The organism is Nocardia sp. NPDC051321, from assembly GCF_044455225.1.
GTDB lineage: Bacteria > Actinomycetota > Actinomycetes > Mycobacteriales > Mycobacteriaceae > Nocardia.
The window spans coordinates 485,572-500,877 of sequence record NZ_JBITEM010000001.1 but is presented as its reverse complement, the minus strand read 5'-3'; the positions used below and the strand labels follow the sequence as shown (position 1 = coordinate 500,877).

The 15,306-nt window shown below is 67.0% G+C and carries 18 protein-coding genes; 11 read left to right on the top strand and 7 right to left on the bottom strand.

The window, feature by feature from the left end; all coding sequences use genetic code 11:
• Positions 1-12: 12 nt before the first annotated feature.
• On the bottom strand, positions 13-744 hold the full coding sequence (locus ACIA8C_RS02330; protein WP_397130436.1) for a TetR/AcrR family transcriptional regulator: 732 nt from the start codon (positions 742-744) through the stop codon (positions 13-15).
• Positions 745-855: 111 nt separating this feature from the next.
• Here ACIA8C_RS02330 and ACIA8C_RS02325 point away from each other — a divergent pair, with 111 nt between their 5' ends.
• The 6 genes from ACIA8C_RS02325 to ACIA8C_RS02300 all read left to right on the top strand — a co-directional run bounded on the left by ACIA8C_RS02325 (position 856) and on the right by ACIA8C_RS02300 (position 5,682).
• Positions 856-2,052, top strand: a complete 1,197-nt coding sequence (locus tag ACIA8C_RS02325) for an FAD-dependent monooxygenase (protein ID WP_397130435.1) — start codon at positions 856-858, stop codon at positions 2,050-2,052.
• A 168-nt stretch (positions 2,053-2,220) separates the two neighbouring features.
• Entirely contained in the window at positions 2,221-2,610 is a 390-nt protein-coding gene (locus tag ACIA8C_RS02320; RefSeq protein ID WP_397130434.1) for a hypothetical protein, read from the top strand.
• A complete protein-coding gene (locus tag ACIA8C_RS02315) occupies positions 2,607-3,200 on the top strand; it encodes a DUF3558 family protein (RefSeq protein WP_397130433.1) in 594 nt (197 codons plus the stop codon). Before ACIA8C_RS02320 ends, ACIA8C_RS02315 begins: the two co-directional genes overlap by 4 nt.
• Before the next feature lie 23 nt (positions 3,201-3,223).
• Positions 3,224-4,459, top strand: a complete 1,236-nt coding sequence (locus ACIA8C_RS02310; protein ID WP_397130432.1) for a hypothetical protein — start codon at positions 3,224-3,226, stop codon at positions 4,457-4,459.
• Positions 4,456-5,199 carry an ESX secretion-associated protein EspG gene (locus tag ACIA8C_RS02305; RefSeq protein ID WP_397130431.1) on the top strand — a complete coding sequence of 248 codons (744 nt, stop codon included), beginning with the start codon at positions 4,456-4,458 and terminating at the stop codon, positions 5,197-5,199. Before ACIA8C_RS02310 ends, ACIA8C_RS02305 begins: the two co-directional genes overlap by 4 nt.
• A gap of 39 nt (positions 5,200-5,238) precedes the next feature.
• Complete coding sequence (locus ACIA8C_RS02300) at positions 5,239-5,682, top strand: hypothetical protein (protein ID WP_397130430.1); 444 nt, start codon at positions 5,239-5,241, stop codon at positions 5,680-5,682.
• A gap of 6 nt (positions 5,683-5,688) precedes the next feature.
• On the opposite strand, the gene ACIA8C_RS02295 is transcribed toward ACIA8C_RS02300, so the two are convergent.
• From ACIA8C_RS02295 to ACIA8C_RS02285, 3 genes are all read right to left on the bottom strand, one after another.
• Positions 5,689-6,462 carry an SGNH/GDSL hydrolase family protein gene (locus tag ACIA8C_RS02295; RefSeq protein ID WP_397130429.1) on the bottom strand — a complete coding sequence of 258 codons (774 nt, stop codon included), beginning with the start codon at positions 6,460-6,462 and terminating at the stop codon, positions 5,689-5,691.
• Between the two features lie 535 nt (positions 6,463-6,997).
• Positions 6,998-8,293: a serine hydroxymethyltransferase gene (gene glyA, locus ACIA8C_RS02290; RefSeq protein ID WP_397130428.1), complete on the bottom strand. Its 1,296-nt coding sequence runs from the start codon at positions 8,291-8,293 to the stop codon at positions 6,998-7,000.
• Positions 8,294-8,394: 101 nt separating this feature from the next.
• Positions 8,395-8,970 carry a TetR/AcrR family transcriptional regulator gene (locus ACIA8C_RS02285; RefSeq protein WP_397130427.1) on the bottom strand — a complete coding sequence of 192 codons (576 nt, stop codon included), beginning with the start codon at positions 8,968-8,970 and terminating at the stop codon, positions 8,395-8,397.
• A gap of 240 nt (positions 8,971-9,210) precedes the next feature.
• Between ACIA8C_RS02285 and ACIA8C_RS02280 the strand changes: the two genes are divergently transcribed.
• The 3 genes from ACIA8C_RS02280 (at position 9,211) to ACIA8C_RS02270 (ending at position 10,363) form a co-directional block, all read left to right on the top strand.
• Positions 9,211-9,669, top strand: a complete 459-nt coding sequence (locus ACIA8C_RS02280; RefSeq protein ID WP_397130426.1) for a PaaI family thioesterase — start codon at positions 9,211-9,213, stop codon at positions 9,667-9,669.
• 18 nt (positions 9,670-9,687) lie between these two features.
• Positions 9,688-10,137, top strand: a complete 450-nt coding sequence (locus tag ACIA8C_RS02275; protein WP_397130425.1) for a nitroreductase family deazaflavin-dependent oxidoreductase — start codon at positions 9,688-9,690, stop codon at positions 10,135-10,137.
• 67 nt (positions 10,138-10,204) lie between these two features.
• The gene (locus ACIA8C_RS02270; RefSeq protein ID WP_397130424.1) at positions 10,205-10,363 is read left to right on the top strand and encodes a hypothetical protein; all 159 of its coding nucleotides are present in this window, start codon (positions 10,205-10,207) and stop codon (positions 10,361-10,363) included.
• Between the two features lie 243 nt (positions 10,364-10,606).
• Here the strand turns inward: ACIA8C_RS02270 and ACIA8C_RS02265 are convergent, their stop codons facing one another.
• Positions 10,607-11,803 carry a DUF885 domain-containing protein gene (locus tag ACIA8C_RS02265; RefSeq protein WP_397130423.1) on the bottom strand — a complete coding sequence of 399 codons (1,197 nt, stop codon included), beginning with the start codon at positions 11,801-11,803 and terminating at the stop codon, positions 10,607-10,609.
• Positions 11,804-12,038: 235 nt separating this feature from the next.
• On the opposite strand from ACIA8C_RS02265, the gene coaA reads away from it, so the two are divergent.
• Positions 12,039-12,971, top strand: a complete 933-nt coding sequence (gene coaA / locus ACIA8C_RS02260) for a type I pantothenate kinase (RefSeq protein WP_396994135.1) — start codon at positions 12,039-12,041, stop codon at positions 12,969-12,971.
• Between the two features lie 6 nt (positions 12,972-12,977).
• On the opposite strand, the gene ACIA8C_RS02255 is transcribed toward coaA, so the two are convergent.
• Both ACIA8C_RS02255 and ACIA8C_RS02250 read right to left on the bottom strand, forming a co-directional pair.
• Positions 12,978-13,592 (bottom strand): hypothetical protein, encoded by a 615-nt coding sequence (locus tag ACIA8C_RS02255; RefSeq protein ID WP_397130422.1) that lies wholly within the window; start codon positions 13,590-13,592, stop codon positions 12,978-12,980.
• A 33-nt stretch (positions 13,593-13,625) separates the two neighbouring features.
• On the bottom strand, positions 13,626-14,405 hold the full coding sequence (locus ACIA8C_RS02250) for an isoprenyl transferase (RefSeq protein ID WP_397130421.1): 780 nt from the start codon (positions 14,403-14,405) through the stop codon (positions 13,626-13,628).
• A 180-nt stretch (positions 14,406-14,585) separates the two neighbouring features.
• On the opposite strand from ACIA8C_RS02250, the gene ACIA8C_RS02245 reads away from it, so the two are divergent.
• Positions 14,586-15,236, top strand: a complete 651-nt coding sequence (locus tag ACIA8C_RS02245; protein ID WP_397130739.1) for a hemolysin III family protein — start codon at positions 14,586-14,588, stop codon at positions 15,234-15,236.
• The last annotated feature ends 70 nt before the right edge of the window (positions 15,237-15,306 follow it).

Genomic DNA, 15,306 nt, shown 5'->3' with positions numbered 1-15,306 from the left:
GAACGCGACGGCTCAGCCGCCCGATCGGCGCGCGATCAGGACGGCCAGACCGTCGAGCACGCGTTCGATGCCGAAGTTCAGGGCGTCATTCGAGCCGCTGGAACCGGGCGTCGCCGCCTCCTCGGCGAAAGCTGCGGCGACAGCGGGAAAACGATCGCCCGCCTCGGCCATCATCTCCGCGAACTGTTCGGCGAATTGCCCGGCCGGATCATCACCCAAGGATTGCGTCTGATGAGCCAGGCTCCGGACGTGACCGTGCACCAGCACGATGGTGTCGAGGCGTTCCGAGCCGGTGAGACCGGTGCCGGTGAGCGCGGCAAGCGCGGCCTCCGTCCACCCCATCTCGTTGGGGCCGAACGGGCGCGCACCGACCGTGAGTTCGATGGACCAGGGATGCGCGCGGTAGCGCTGGTAAATCGATTCGGACCATAGCCGCAGGCCGGCGCGCCAGACTTCTTCTGCCGAATCGCCATGCGCCGCAGCGGTATCCGGCGGCGGGCCCATGGCCGCGTCGAGCATCAGCGCCATCAACTGCTCTTTGCCGGGCACGTACCGGTACAGCGACATCTTCGTGAAGCCGAGGCTCTCGGCCAACCGCTGCATCGACAGGTTCGCGAGCCCCTCGGCATCGGCGATAGCCACCGCCTCGGCCACGATGCCGTCGAGGGAGAGGGCGGGCTTCGGCCCACGTTTGGGCCGCTGCTGGGTGCCCCACAGCAGCTGAACGGTGGTCGGTGTCGCCATGAGCAAATCCTTCCGAAGAACGGCTTGACTTGAAACTGTGTCTACCATACTCTAATTCGTGTCCAGCGGAAACAGTTTCCATAGGACGCAGGTTAAACCACAGGAGTCATCATGCGTAACAAGTCCGTCCTCGTCTCCGGCGCCAGCATCGCGGGCCCCGCCCTCGCCTACTGGCTGCACCGCTACGGCTTCGACGTCACCGTGGTCGAGCGCGCCCCCGGCCTGCGTCCGGGCGGCCAGGCCATCGACTTCAAGGGCCAGACCCACTTCACCGTCTTGGAACGCATGGGCATCCTGGACGACATCAAGGAGCGCCGGACCGGCACCACCGATACCGTCTTCGTCGACGAGACCGGCAAGCGGCTGGCCACCATGTCCGGCGACTTCACCGGCGGCGACGTGGAGATCCTGCGCGGCGACCTGGCCGAGATCATGTACAAGCGCACCGCGGAGCACTGCGAATACCTGTTCGGCGACTCCATCAGCGCGCTCACCGAACTCACCGACGGCGTGCACGTCGAATTCGAGCACGGCCCGGCGCGCACCTTCGACCTGGTCTTCGGCGCCGACGGCATCCACTCCCGGGTACGCAAGCTGGCCTTCGGGCCGGAAAAGGATTTCGTCAAGTACCTCGGCCACTACTACTGCGTCGCCGGAGCTAGCCCGTGGAGCAAGGACGCCACCGGGCCGCGCGAGCGCGTTACCGCCTACGGCCACAATTCGCCCGGCAAACTCGCGATCAGCGGCGGTTCGAAGGCGCAGCAGCTGTACATGTTCATGTCGCCCCAGCTCGACTACTCCCGCGACGACACCGCGGCCCAGCGGCGCATCGTCGAACAGGTCTACGCCGACATGCACTGGGACGTTCCCCGGATGCTCAGCGAGATGGCCGATTTCAACGACTTCTACCTCGACTCGCTCAGCCAGGTACGGATGAAAGGCGCCTACACCAAGGGCCGGGTCGCGCTGGTCGGGGACTCGGCGTACGGAAATACCCTGGCGGGCTTCGGCACCGGGCTCGCGGTGGTCGGCGCGTACGTCATCGCGGGCGAACTCGCCGTCGCCAACGGCGACTACACCGTGGCCTTCGCGCGCTACAACGAGATCATGAAGGGCTACGCCAAGATCATGGGCAACAGCAACGCCGGCCGGTTCCTCGCGCCGAAGACCGCGCACGGAATCAAGTTGCGCAACTGGTTCTTCGGGTCGTGGATGTTCACCATGATGGCGAAGTACGCCGACAAGGCCGCCAACGACATCGACCTCCAGGACTACCCGACCATGGTCGGCGCGACCGAGATCAACTGAAACCGTTGGCCGCGCTGCGGTTTCGACCCCGCATTGATTCGAGGCCGACCAGTATGCGGGGTCGATCCGCCGATGTGCCCGCACCGGAGAATTCACTGTGTTTCGATGGAACCGAAGCGGGGCGGGGCGCGTCTATAGGGTCAGAGGCACTCATGAAAGGGGACGGTGATGGCGGTGGACAGCCCGTTTCCCGGGTACATCGAGGATGCGAAGTCCGGGGCGTTGCAGGTGCGGATGGATCCGCAGGGGTTTGTCGATATCGACAAGGCATGTCAGGACCTGATCGATTCGCTGGTGGCGGTGCAGACCGACGCACGCGAACTCGGTGAGCGATCGTATTGGGGTCTAGGCGAAGCCAATCCCCGATTGTCGTCCGCCATCGAACTGGTCACCCTGTTCCGCGAGAAGGCATTCGGCGGCCCCAACAACGCCTTTGACACCATCACCGACTACATCGCGGTCGCCCAAGAGATCCAGGCCATGTTCGCCGCCATCCGCGACAGCTACGTCCATGCCGACGCGGGGTTCGCCGCCAAGCTGCGGGAGCTCGGCGTATGAACCTCGGAGTCAGTGGAACGGCCACTCCGCGAATCGGTTTCGCGGCAGCAGCGGCGGGACTTCTACTGTTAGCCGGATGCGGCGAGGAAAAGGGTGCGGGCACACCGACACCGGGCGTCTCACCGACATCGTCCGCAGCCGCCGCGACCACGTCGACCGGATCCAACCAGCCGACGGCATTCGACCCGTGCACGGCGCTGACGCCACAGTTCCTGGGCGAGCACCGATGGGACGCGAAACCGCCGGAACCCAAGCAGGACAGCGCGAGTGGCATCGTCTGGAAAGGCTGCCGTTATGTCGCCAAGGCGGGCTACGGCTTCGTCATCGAGACGACCAACAGCACGCTCCCCCAGGTGCGGGACAAATTTCCGGCCGCCGTCGAGGTCCCGACGGGCACGCGCAAAGCGGTGCGCTACGAGGCCCGGCCCGACGTCCCCGGCGGCTGCTCGGTCAACATCGAGATGCAGTCCGGGTCGCTGTACGTCCTGACCAATGTTCCGCAGACACAGGCGAGCAAGAGCCTGCCCGCCTGTGATGTCGCCACCGAAATCGCCCAAGCAGTCGCACCATTGCTGCCGGCGGGCAGCTGAACAACCCCACGGGGGGAGCGATCATGAAACAGACCGATGGCCGCGCGATCACCAATCCCGAGAACGCGCAAAGCTTTACCCACGCCGAGATCAAGCAGGCGGCCGACGGGATGAACCCGGAGGGGCTGGGCAGCGCGTTCGATGCCTGGTCGAAAATAGCGACGGCGGTGACCGACGCCGGTCACCAGTTCGAGACCGCCATCAAGCAGGCGGTCGAACAGCATTGGGAGGGTGCGGCGGCCGACAGCGCGGTGCGCGGCATCCGCGACTACGCGACCCAGGTCGGCGAGTTCGGTGCGACGCTCCACGCGCAGAGCACACCGTTGTCGCAGGCGGCGAGCGCGGCGGCGAAGTTCAAGATATCGGTGCCCGACGTGGTGGACACCTCGACCAATCCACGCGGGCCCGAGCTACGCAACTCCAACGAGGAGCAGGCGCGCGACGAGATGACCACGCAGTACATCCAGCCGTACGGCACCACGGCCCCCGCCATTCCGACCCTCCCGCCGCCGATCAGCCCGGTCGTCGCGCCGACGCCCGGCAGTGATACCAGTAACGACCCCGGCACGAACCCGATCCCAGGGAAGACTCCCGACAACACCGGCTCCCGCACCGAGGACAACAGTTCCGCCAGTACGGATTCCGGCAAACAGGCGCCGACCGACAAGTCCGGCAACTCCTCGAACACTGACACCCCCGATACCGGGGGCAAGCCGGAAGACACAGCTGCGCAGTCTGTTTCGCCGAATCAGAACAACAACGCAGCCACCACACCCGCCGCGGCGACAACCGCCGCCACCACCCCGACGTCGCCGAGCACCCAGACTTCCTCGGCCAACCCGATCACAACCGGAATCCCCACCACGACACTGCCGTCGACACCGGCCACCGTCACCTCGGCCTCGTACGACGGAACACCGAGCAGGTCGGGCGCGCCGAGCACCGGCAATCGCCCAAGCACCTCGGCAGCTCCACCCACCTCGGCCGGTCCGAACAATGAAGCACGCCCAGGCACCTCCCGCCCGCCGCTGCCCGCCACCACGGCAGGCGCGGCAACACCGCAACCTGCCGCCACCCCCGGTCGAACCGGCGCTCCGGGCACGTCGGGATATCCCGGCATGTTTCCGAACGGCGGCCGAACGAGGGGCGAGGACGACGGCGAGCACAAGTCTCCTGGCTTCCTGCGCACCGAGGAGCACGCCAAGGAACTGCTGGGTGAGGTGGAAAAGACGGTGCCGCCGGTGATCGGGGAAAAGTGACAGCACAGTGGTCGCTGTCGGCGGAACAGTTCGCGGCGGCCTGGTTCGGCACGGGCCTCGATCGCCTGCCCTTTCCGTTCCGCTTCACCAGCCGCTTTCCCGGTTTGCGTGAATACCAGAACTATCAGCGGGAATTCCGCGACGAGCTGGCTCGCCCCGAGCGCGCCCCGCTGTCCCGCGCCATCACCGTGCTCGCCCAACCTGATTGGCGCATCGAGCTGTTCGGCAACGTCAACACCAACGACGGCGTCGAGCTGCGCGCGATCGGCTGCGCCAGTCGCGGCGGTGCGGGCATCATCGCGCAGCAGACGCCCGCGCCCACCGGCGGCCGAGTCCAATTGCGCCGCTGCCGCGTCGACCAACTCGCGACCGAGCTGGTGCGACTACTGCCCGACACCGCCGCGGGCACCACGGGCGAAAAGTCCTTCCTGCTGGACGATCTCAACGACGAACGCCCCGACCCGTTCGGCAGCGCCCCCGCCAGCGAGGTCAAGGATCGCTACCGCCGCTTCTGGCGCCAATCCTGCGGCACCCGCGGCATCGCCGCGGTCCTGCTCGGCCCGCGCAACGCCGAACCGCTGCGCACCGGCCGCCTCCGCTGGATCGACACCGCCGACGGCCGGTACTACGAGGTCCCCGCCAACCGCGCCCTGATGATCCGCCCCGGCACCAGCGCCGACATCATCCGCTACCTCGACGAGGCGATCGCCAGGGCCAGGGCCCGGATGGATTCGGTGTGAACAGTGTGGGTGTCGGCCGGTCTGGGTACGTTGGCCGATATGACTACCACTCGGGATGAAATCGAGGCGTTTCTAGTCGAATACCAAGAATCGTTGAGCACGTTCGACGCCGAACGCGCGGTCACCCACTGGGGTATGCCCGGCATGATCCTCAGCGACACCTTCGTCGGCACGCTCTCCTCCACCACCGAGATGGCCGCAGGCCTGAAACAGTCCTACCCCTTCTATCAGGCACTCGGCCTCGCCTCCGTCGGGCACACCCTGCTCGAGCAGGCCGACCTCACCGCCCGCCTCACCAGGATCCACGTGCGCTGGCATTTCTACGACAGCGACGGCGCCTTGCTCACCGACGGCGACTACGAATACCTGCTGCGCCGCGACGACGACGGCCGGCTGAAGGCGTATGTCGCGGTCGCCATCGATGAGATGGAGAAGCTCACCGCGCTGGCCGCCGCCAAGGGCATCGAACTGCCCACGAACTGAGGCCGATCAGGTGTTCTCGCGGATCGCCTCGATGAGCAGCTGCGCCTCGTGTTGATGTCCAACGGCGTTGGCGTGCAACGGTTGTGCGGGTGAGCTCGGGAAGATGCCTTCGGCCCAGCGATCGTCCTCCGGCGCACATGCGTCGTGGCCCACGCTCGCCGGGTAGACGTCGACGAAGATCGCGCCGTGCGCCGCGGCCTGAGCGACCAGCACCGCGTTGACGGCTTCGACGCCGGAGTAGATCAGGTCGGCCTGTGTCACAGGCAGGGGCACTTGCGGGAAGCAGCCGCCCGCGCGCACCCGCTCGATCTTGCCCATCACAAAGATCCTGGCCTGCGGCGCGCGGGCACGAATATCGTCGAGCAGCGCAGCCAATTTCGGCGCCAGCGCGGTGGCGGTCCAGCCGTCGTCGGCGTAATCGTTGATGCCGAAGTCCACCGATACGATCGCCGCGTCCGAGGTCACCGCGTCCATCTGCGGGATATTCGAGCCGCCGAACGGCAACGGCTGTGCCACATACATATTCGCGATCTTCGCCCCCGAACACGCTGGGTCCCGCAACGTCAGCCCGAGCGCAGCAGCAGTCAGATGCGCGTAATTATGGTCGGACCGGAAGCAGCCCAGCGGGTAGACCTGGTCCGCGATAAAAGGCCCCGCCGCGCTCGACTCCCCAACGGACACATACACACCCGCCGGTTCAGCGCCCCCCGCCACACCCGTCACGCCCGCGCCGACCACCACCAGCGCGCAAACCACCCGGACCACCCACCTACCGACCACCAGGTTGCCTCCACATCGAGTCACCTCCCCGGAAAACCGCCCAACTCCCGCCAACAGACGAGGGCAATCCGCGCAAACACTAGCGGGCCCGCACTCCCCTGATCAGCGACGACACGGCTCAACAACCACATCGGCGCGCCACCCGAGCCCTGCCCCCATCCTGCGGCTAGCAAACACCGCAACCCGCACCCCGACCCCCTACCCTCCGTCGAGGTGAGTCAAATGGTCGCTTAACGATCTCCAATAGCAACCATTTGACTCACGTCAACACACCCCGGACCAGCGTTCATCGAGGTGAGTCATATGGTGGCTTAACGATCTTCGATCGCGACCATTTGACTCACGTCAATGCATACCTGGGGCGGGGCGTGTGAGCCGGACACCGCGTGTACTGAGGGTGCGGCTCACACAGTCGGTGTGCCGTGAGCCGTGAGCCGTGAGCCGTGAGCCGTGAGCGTGTCCATACAACAACTCGGGCTCGTACATCCGGCGAAATACCGGATGTACGAGCCCGTCTCAAGGATCGCGGGGGGACTCAGCCCAGCAGGCGCCAGTCCTCCAGGCCGTCGTAGAGCGGGACGCTTTGGGCCAGCTTGGCGACTCGGCTGCGCAGGGTGTCGACGTCGGAGATGCCTGCGAGGGCGGTGGCGATGATGTCGGCGACCTCGGTGAATTCGGTGTCGCCGAAGCCGCGGGTGGCCAGCGCGGCGGTGCCGATGCGCAGGCCGGAGGTGACCATCGGTGGGCGCGGGTCGAACGGAACGGCGTTGCGGTTCACCGTGATTCCGACCTCGTGCAGCAGGTCCTCGCCCTGCTGGCCGTCGAGTTCGGAGTTGCGCAGGTCGACGAGTACCAGGTGCACGTCGGTGCCGCCGGTGAGCACGCTGACGCCCTTGCCCTTGACATCGGCCGCGGTGAGCCGCTCGGCCAGGATCTTGGCGCCGGACAGGGTGCGCTCCTGGCGGTCCCGGAACTCACCGCCCGCAGCGATCTTGAAGGCGACGGCCTTGGCGGCGATGGCGTGCATGAGCGGTCCGCCCTGCTGGCCGGGGAAGACCGCGCTGTTGAGCTTCTTGGCGAATTCCTGCTTGGCCAGGATCAGGCCGGAGCGCGGGCCGCCGAGGGTCTTGTGCACGGTGGAGGACACCACGTGCGCGTGCGGCACCGGCGAGGGGTGCAGGCCCGCCGCGACCAGGCCGGCGAAGTGCGCCATGTCCACCCACAGGTAGGCGTCGACCTCGTCGGCGATCGCGCGGAACGCGGCGAAGTCCTGCTGCCGCGGGTAGGCCGACCAGCCCGCGACGATCACCTTCGGCCTGGCCGCGAGGGCGATGCTGCGCACCTCGTCCATGTCGATGCGGTGGTCTTCCTTGCTGACGCCGTAGAAGTGCGTCTCGTACAGCTTGCCGGAGAAGTTCAGGCGCATGCCGTGCGTCAGGTGGCCGCCGTGCGCGAGGTCGAGGCCGAGCAGCTTGTCGCCAGGGTTCATCAGTGCCATCAGCACCGCGGCGTTCGCCTGCGCGCCGGAATGCGGCTGCACGTTGGCGAATTCGGCGCCGAAGAGTTCCTTGACCCGATCGCGGGCGAGCGTCTCGACGACGTCGACGTGCTCGCAACCGCCGTAGTAGCGACGACCCGGGTAGCCCTCGGCGTACTTGTTGGTGAGCACACTGCCCTGCGCCTGCAGCACCGCGCGCGGCACGAAGTTCTCCGAGGCGATCATCTCGAGGGTGTCCCGCTCGCGGGCGAGCTCACCCGCCATGGCGGCGGCAAGCTCCGGATCGAGCTCTCCGAGAGACTGAGTATTGACCGAGGCCGTCGTCTGCGTCACCACAACAGTCTATGGGCCGCCACTGTGTTCTTCGGCATGGGGTTCCAGGCGACTCCGCGACCGAGTGGGATACCGGCGAACGGAGTTCGCGCTGGCTGTCGTCAGTTGTCGGCGGGCGGGAGGTACCGCTCGAGCAGGACCGAAAGGTGCTGTTGCGCGTCGGCCAGCGGCTGGGTGGATTTCATGGCGCGCGACTGCACGATGGCGCCCTCCAGCGCGCTGATCACAAAGCTGGCGAAGGACTTCGCCTCCTCGGCGGACAGGCCCGCGTCGGCAAAGCCGGTGCCGAGTTTTTCGTGCCAATCGGCGAATACCGCGCCGGCCGAGGCTTGTACGCCGGGCTCGGATTCGGCGAGCGCGGCGCCGACGATCGGGCAGCCGGTGCGGAACGAGCTGGTGTTCAGCGCGCCGATCCACCAGCCGAACAAGGCGTCGAACCACCGTTGCGGGGGGCGCGAGGTGGTGACCTTCCCGAGCACGGTCGTCAGCCGAGCACCGGCGATCGTGGTGGCCGTCGCGACGAGTTCGCTCTTGCCGGACGGGAAGTGCTGATACAGCGAATTGCGTGACGCCTTGCCGCGGTCGAGCAATGCGGTGAGTCCGGCACCTGCCACGCCTTGCTCGCGGACCAGTTCGATCGCGCTCTCGATCAGCCGAGCGCGTGGGCCTGTGGTCATCGGACACCCCCTGTCCCGTCGAAGTTCCGCGTGCCCGCCGGCGGAGCGAGCACCGCGTCATTGTGACTTACGCCACCCGGCAGTGGCCGACCGGAGATTGCGCCCGTTGTCTGCGGTGTCAGCGCGACGCGAATGCCTCCCACGCGGGTCCTCTCCCTCCAGCACTGTTGCATGAACCGATCGGTCCATGTTGCAATCATGACAGATGTGGACCGATCGGTTCACCGAAAGGACGGATTCATGTCGGAAACCACGATCGACCTCACGCAACTGACGGGCCTGGAAATGCTCCGCATGGCGATGACGATGCGGGACCGCCCGCCGTTCATCGGCGATCTGCTCGGCATGGAGGTGGACCTGATCGAGCAGGGCAAGGTGGTGTTCGCGCTGCGCACCCGTCCCGACTTCGCCAACCCGCTCGGCACCACGCACGGCGGCATCTGCGCCACCCTGCTCGACTCGGTGATGGGCTGCGCGGTGCACTCCACCCTCGACGCGGGCGTCGGCTACTCCACGTTGGAACTGAAGGTCAACTACATCCGCGCCGTCCCCACCGACGGCCAGAAGCTCACCGCCACCGGCACCACCATCCATGTCGGCCGCACCACCGCGACCGCCGAGGGCCGCGTCGTCGACGAACAGGGCAGGCTGGTCGCGCACGCCACGACCACCTGCGTCATCCTGCGCGGAAACCGCTGAGACACAAGGAGCTTCGTCATGAGTGCACGCAGCACCAGCGCCGCCGTCCGCAAGTTCCGCCGCGAACGCCTCATCGGCCGCTACCTGGCCAATCCCGCCGTCGGCCTGCTCGACCGCCTCGGCATCCGCTCAGCGTTCGTTTCCGAGCTGGAGACCACCGGCGCCAAAACCGGTGAGCCACGCCGTGTTCCGGTCACCGTCGCGTACGACGACGAGGGCGCCTGGCTGATCTCCCAGCACGGTTACCGTTCGGGCTGGGCGCGCAACATCGCCGTCCACCCGAAAGTTCGCCTGCGCCAAGGCAAGCTCTGGTACACCGGCACCGCCGCCTTCGTCCCCGACGACGATGTGTCCGCCCGCTCGCGCAGCATGGCCCGAGGCCGCGTTCCCGAATCGGCGGCGGAATGGGTGATGAAAGCGCTGGAAAGCGACGCGATCTCGGTGCGCATCACCTTCACCAACGCCTGACGATCCCCTGCCCCCGCTCCTCGGGGCACCTTGATTCGGGGCCCGGCCGGACGTAACGAGACCTCCGATGCCACCGGTTGAACAGGTGAATCGGCCGCCGTCCCGAGGAGTCACCATGGTCGCCCTGATCTCGGTTCCCACCAACCCGATCGAAGGACTGCTCCGCCAGCTGTCGCTGCTCGTCTGCACCATCTCCGCCGGCCAGCACTGCGTGGTCATCCAGTAGCGCAGGGAATTCCGCCGCCGCAAAGCCACGGCGAGCGCGGACATTCGATCGGCCGGCACGAACCGGAGGGGATCGCGCCGTACGGCACTCCGCCGCGCCATCGCCCTCGGGTATTCGCACCCGCTGCCACTGCCCGGCAGCGGGTGCGAATCCATCCAAGCTGCTCGCAGATCCGAATAGGTGGTCGTACGGGACCCGACTCGCCGACTCCACCCCGAGCAGGGGCACCGAGCGCGGCGCGGCTCAGTTCCGGCGAACCGCGCCGGGCGTGAGCGGTTCGTCCAGCAGCCTGCGGAAGCGATCCGAGCGATCATCGGCGTCGGCCGCCTGGTCCAGCCAGTCGCCGAGCAGGCGGTAGCCCTCCACATACGTGGAGATGTAGGCGCGCCAGAGCGGGGAGGACAGGAAACGCAGGGATTGGCGGGCGCGTTCGGGGGTGGTCAGGCTCCAGGTTTGCAGGAACTCGGCGACCTCGTCCTCGCTGCGGTGCTGGTCGTGCAGGAGCAGTGCCGCGTCTTGGCGGACGTTGAGCAGTTTCGCCGAGGCGGTCGAAAGGCGTTCTGCCCGTTCGCCATCGAAGCGCAGGCCGAGGTCGGCGTAGATTTCCTGGGCCCATTTGCCCCAGCCGGGTCCGACAATCGAGCGCAAGGCCAGATCCGCGAGGCCCTCGGCCATCAGGCACTGCGGGGTGTTCACCAGGAACAGGGTTTGCTCGGCCTGTCCGGCCGCGACGAGTCCGGCCTCCTTGCGGCAGTGCTCGGTGTGGTGGCCGGGGTAGGACTCGTGCGCGATCAGCGACGGCAGGTGCGCCATGTGCTGTTTGAGGTCGGAGTTGATCGCGACGCGGGAGTGGTAGTTGCCGAGGTAGTAGTTGAAGCCCGACCATGGCTTGTCGCCGACGACCTCGTAGGTGACGTGCTCGTGGTCCGGCAGCGGATACCGATCGCGGACCAGCTCGCGCAGTGCGCTGGAGAAGGCCTCGACGCACGCGGCCAACCGCTCCGGCGGGATCTCGTCGGCCTTGCGGTGCGCGGCCACCCGTTCGGCGAGCGGGCCCGCACCGGCGAGCACCTCGTCCATCTGCCGATGCGCGTCCCGATAGTCCTCGACGTCGCCCGGCGCGATGTCCACGTCGAAGTAGGCGCGCACCTCGTCGACGAAACCGATGTCGTCCCCGGCGAACTTGCGGCCGGAGCATTCCAGCGCGCGCAGGTGCACGTCCAGGAATTCGGTGCGCTCCGGCGTCAGCCCGGCGTCGCCGAGCCCGGCACGCAGTTCGGCCGCCCGGCGGGCCAGCTGCCGCGGCTCCGGCGCGGGGGCGTTGTCCACCTCGCGGCGCAGGGCCGGATCGCCGGTATACGCGTCGACGAACCCGTCTTCGAGCCGGTCGAATGCCAAGCCGAGCCGCAGGTACTCGGTCACCAGTGGATGCGCTTCCATCCGTCCGACCTTAGCCGCACACCGGCAGCCCGTGCCCGGCATATTCGCGCGATGCCACGCCGCGCCCGCCCGGTGAAATGCGCTCAGCATCGACCCGGTTACCCCACTATCGGTACCCCGCTTTTCGCACGCTGTTGACGCAGAGCAGAATTCGGCTATGCGGCGAGAGTTAGACCGAATGACACCGAGCCGGCACGGTATGTGTACGCGTTTGCCGAACTGGAGCGTCGGGTAAGTGGGACGAATGAGCGAGCCCAGTCCGTATGTGGAATTCGACCGGAAACAGTGGCGCACACTGCGTAAGTCGACTCCCCTGGTGCTCACCGAGGAAGAACTGCGGGGCCTGCGCGGTCTCGGCGAACAGATCGACCTCGAAGAAGTCGCGGAGGTCTATCTGCCGCTCGCTCGCCTCATCCATCTGCAGGTGGCCGCGCGCCAGCGGCTGTTCGCCGCGACCGCGACCTTCCTCGGCGAGACGCACCCCGATCGGCAGGTGCCGTTCGTGATCGGCGTCGCGGGCAGCGTCGCGGTCGGTAAATCCACCACCGCCCGCGTGCTGCAGGCGCTACTCGCCCGCTGGGACCACCACCCGCGGGTGGACCTGGTCACCACCGACGGATTCCTCTATCCCACCGCCGAACTCACCCGCCGCGGCATCATGCACCGCAAGGGCTTTCCGGAGAGCTACGACCGCCGCAAGCTGCTGCGATTCGTCACCGAGGTGAAATCCGGCGCGGCCGAGGTGTGCGCGCCGGTGTACTCGCACATCTCCTACGACATCGTGCCGGACAAGTTCCACTGCGTGCACCAGCCCGACATCCTGATCGTCGAGGGCCTGAACGTGCTGCAGACCGGGCCCCGGCTGATGGTCTCGGACCTGTTCGACTTCTCGATCTACGTGGACGCCCGCATCGAGGACATCGAGAGTTGGTACGTGCAACGGTTTCTCGCGCTGCGCGAGACCGCCTTCGCGAACCCGAACGCGCATTTTCACCACTACTCCGGATTCACCGACGAGCAGGCGACGCATGCCGCTTCGGAGATCTGGAACAACACCAACCGCCCGAATCTGGTGGAGAACATTCTGCCGACCCGGCCACGCGCCACCCTCGTGTTACGCAAGGACGCCGACCACAGCATCAATAGGCTGCGACTGCGTAAATTGTGATCCCGCTTACAATTTCCACGCTTCGTCGAGGCGTTTGGCCACATTGATATCGCGGGCCGCGGCAATGTGCGGTTTCTGGATCTCCTTGGCGATATAGCGGGCGACGAAACGCCGGATCTCTTGATCGACGCTGGCGAGGACGCGCAACAGTTGCCCGCGAATGGTGCCTGCGGCCACATTGATCCGGACGTCGCTCGACCGCGGCGTCGCGATGTCGATCACCACGCGCAGCGGCGCGGCGGCCCGCACGATCAGGTGCAGATGGATGTGGCCGTCCACCTCGAACCGATGCTTGTCCAGCGCGAGATCGATGAGCATGTCCACGCTGAGCGGGATCTTCAGCGCGAACGAGATCACCTCGTCGATGTCGCGCCGCACCTCGGCCTGCCCGAGCTGAACCTGCGCGCTCGCCTTCGCCAACCGGCCGGGGCCGACCCCGATCGGGCCGAAATCGAAGGCGGCGCCGGTCAACTGGTCGAAGGCGCCGAGGATGCGCTGCTCGGTGGCGGCGTATTCGAGGAATCGCCTGCCGAAGTCCTCGTAGCTGATGTAAGGAATCGGTTCGGTCGCCTCGGGGGGCGCGTCCTGCGGCCCATCAGAGCGGCTGTCGAGGTCACTCATGACCCACCCACCCGGTTTGCCGCGGGCCTGGCGTCAGATACCGAAGCGCCGGTGCCGGGCCGCGAAGTCGCGCAGCGCTCGCAGGAAGTCCACGCGCCGGAATTCCGGCCAGTATGCCTCGGTGAACCATATCTCCGAGTATGCGCTCTGCCACAGCAGGAATCCGGAGAGTCGCTGTTCTCCGGAGGTGCGAATGACCAGGTCCGGGTCCGGCTGGCCGGAGGTGTAGAGGTGCTGGCCGATCGCGTTCACGGTGATCGACTGCACCAGATCCTCGCCGGTCTCCCCCGCCGCGATCTCCTGCCGGACCAGCGAGCGCACCGCGTCGGTGATCTCCTGCCTGCCGCCGTAGCCGACGGCCACGTTGACGTGTACGCCGCTGTTGCCCTCGGTCCGTTCGGCGGCGGTGCGCAGGCGTTTGGCGATCAAGTCGGGGAAGCCGTCGAGCGTGCCGACGATGCGCACGCTCCAATTCCGTTCCGGGTCGGACAGCTCCTCGACGACGTCGGTGATCACCTCGAACAGCGTTTCCAGCTCGTCGGGATCGCGCTGCAGGTTCTCGGTGGAGAGCAGATAGACGGTGACCATCTCGATGCCCTCGGCCTGACACCAGCCGACGAGTTCGGCGATCTTCACCGCGCCGACCCGATGACCGTGGCTCACGTCGGTGAAACCGTTCTCGCGCGCCCACCGCCGATTGCCATCACACATCACCGCGACGTGGCGGGGATGTTGTTTGCCGGCCAGCTGCTTCATGAGCCGGGCCTCGTAGATGCGATACGGCAAACCCCGCACCTGAACCGGAAGCTCCACGCGGCCACCCTACGCCTCAGCGGCGCGATCCTGGCAGCGACCGGGTCTCCCGGTACAGTAGCGAGGGGCCGCAACCTACGGTCCCGTAGGTTACCGGTGAGTTCAACCAGGAGGTAGCTCGTGTCCGAATCGCTCGGCGCCACCGACACCGGAGCGGCCGACGGCTCGGGGTCCGGGTCCCTGGCCGCGGCGCTCGTGAAGCCACGGATGCGCGGCTGGATCCACACCTGGGCGGTCGGCATCGCGGCCGTCGCCGCCATCGTGCTGGTGGCAAAGGCGGCCACCATTTCGGCGACCGCGGGCTGGTCCACCGCGGTCTATGGGCTGACCGTGTGCGGGCTGTTCGGCATCAGCGCGATCTACCACCGGGTCACCTGGCCGACCCCGCAGGCCCGCATCCGGATGAAGCGGGCGGACCACTCGATGATCTTCCTCTTCATCGCGGGCAGCTACACGCCGTTCGCCCTGCTCGGTCTCCCAGGCCGCACCGGACAGACGCTGCTCATCGTGGTTTGGGCGGGCGCGCTGGCCGGTGTCGCGCTGAAACTGTTGTGGCCCACCGCTCCTCGCTGGGTCGGCGTGCCGCTCTACCTGCTGCTCGGCTGGGCCATCGTGCCGGTCGCCGGGCAGCTGAACAGTCAGATCGGCATCGCGCCGCTGATCCTGCTGCTGATCGGCGGGCTGATCTACAGCGCAGGCGCGATCCTCTACGCCACCAAGTGGCCCAACCCGTGGCCGACCGTCTTCGGCCATCACGAGTTCTTCCACGCCGCGACCGTGCTCGCCGCGCTGACCCACTACGTCGCGGTCTGGCTCGTCGTGCTGCGCTGACCGCCACGAACGGCCGACACAACAGGCCCACTGTCCCCTTTTCCCCGATTCGGCAATAAAGTCGGCAACG

Coding starts and splice junctions, on each gene's coding strand:
- ACIA8C_RS02330 (WP_397130436.1), bottom strand. CDS start 744: ATGGCGACACCGACCACCGTTCAGCTGCTGTGGGGCACCCAGCAGCGG.
- ACIA8C_RS02325 (WP_397130435.1), top strand. CDS start 856: ATGCGTAACAAGTCCGTCCTCGTCTCCGGCGCCAGCATCGCGGGCCCC.
- ACIA8C_RS02320 (WP_397130434.1), top strand. CDS start 2,221: ATGGCGGTGGACAGCCCGTTTCCCGGGTACATCGAGGATGCGAAGTCC.
- ACIA8C_RS02315 (WP_397130433.1), top strand. CDS start 2,607: ATGAACCTCGGAGTCAGTGGAACGGCCACTCCGCGAATCGGTTTCGCG.
- ACIA8C_RS02310 (WP_397130432.1), top strand. CDS start 3,224: ATGAAACAGACCGATGGCCGCGCGATCACCAATCCCGAGAACGCGCAA.
- ACIA8C_RS02300 (WP_397130430.1), top strand. CDS start 5,239: ATGACTACCACTCGGGATGAAATCGAGGCGTTTCTAGTCGAATACCAA.
- ACIA8C_RS02285 (WP_397130427.1), bottom strand. CDS start 8,970: ATGACCACAGGCCCACGCGCTCGGCTGATCGAGAGCGCGATCGAACTG.
- ACIA8C_RS02280 (WP_397130426.1), top strand. CDS start 9,211: ATGTCGGAAACCACGATCGACCTCACGCAACTGACGGGCCTGGAAATG.
- ACIA8C_RS02275 (WP_397130425.1), top strand. CDS start 9,688: ATGAGTGCACGCAGCACCAGCGCCGCCGTCCGCAAGTTCCGCCGCGAA.
- ACIA8C_RS02270 (WP_397130424.1), top strand. CDS start 10,205: ATGCCACCGGTTGAACAGGTGAATCGGCCGCCGTCCCGAGGAGTCACC.
- ACIA8C_RS02265 (WP_397130423.1), bottom strand. CDS start 11,803: ATGGAAGCGCATCCACTGGTGACCGAGTACCTGCGGCTCGGCTTGGCA.
- ACIA8C_RS02255 (WP_397130422.1), bottom strand. CDS start 13,592: ATGAGTGACCTCGACAGCCGCTCTGATGGGCCGCAGGACGCGCCCCCC.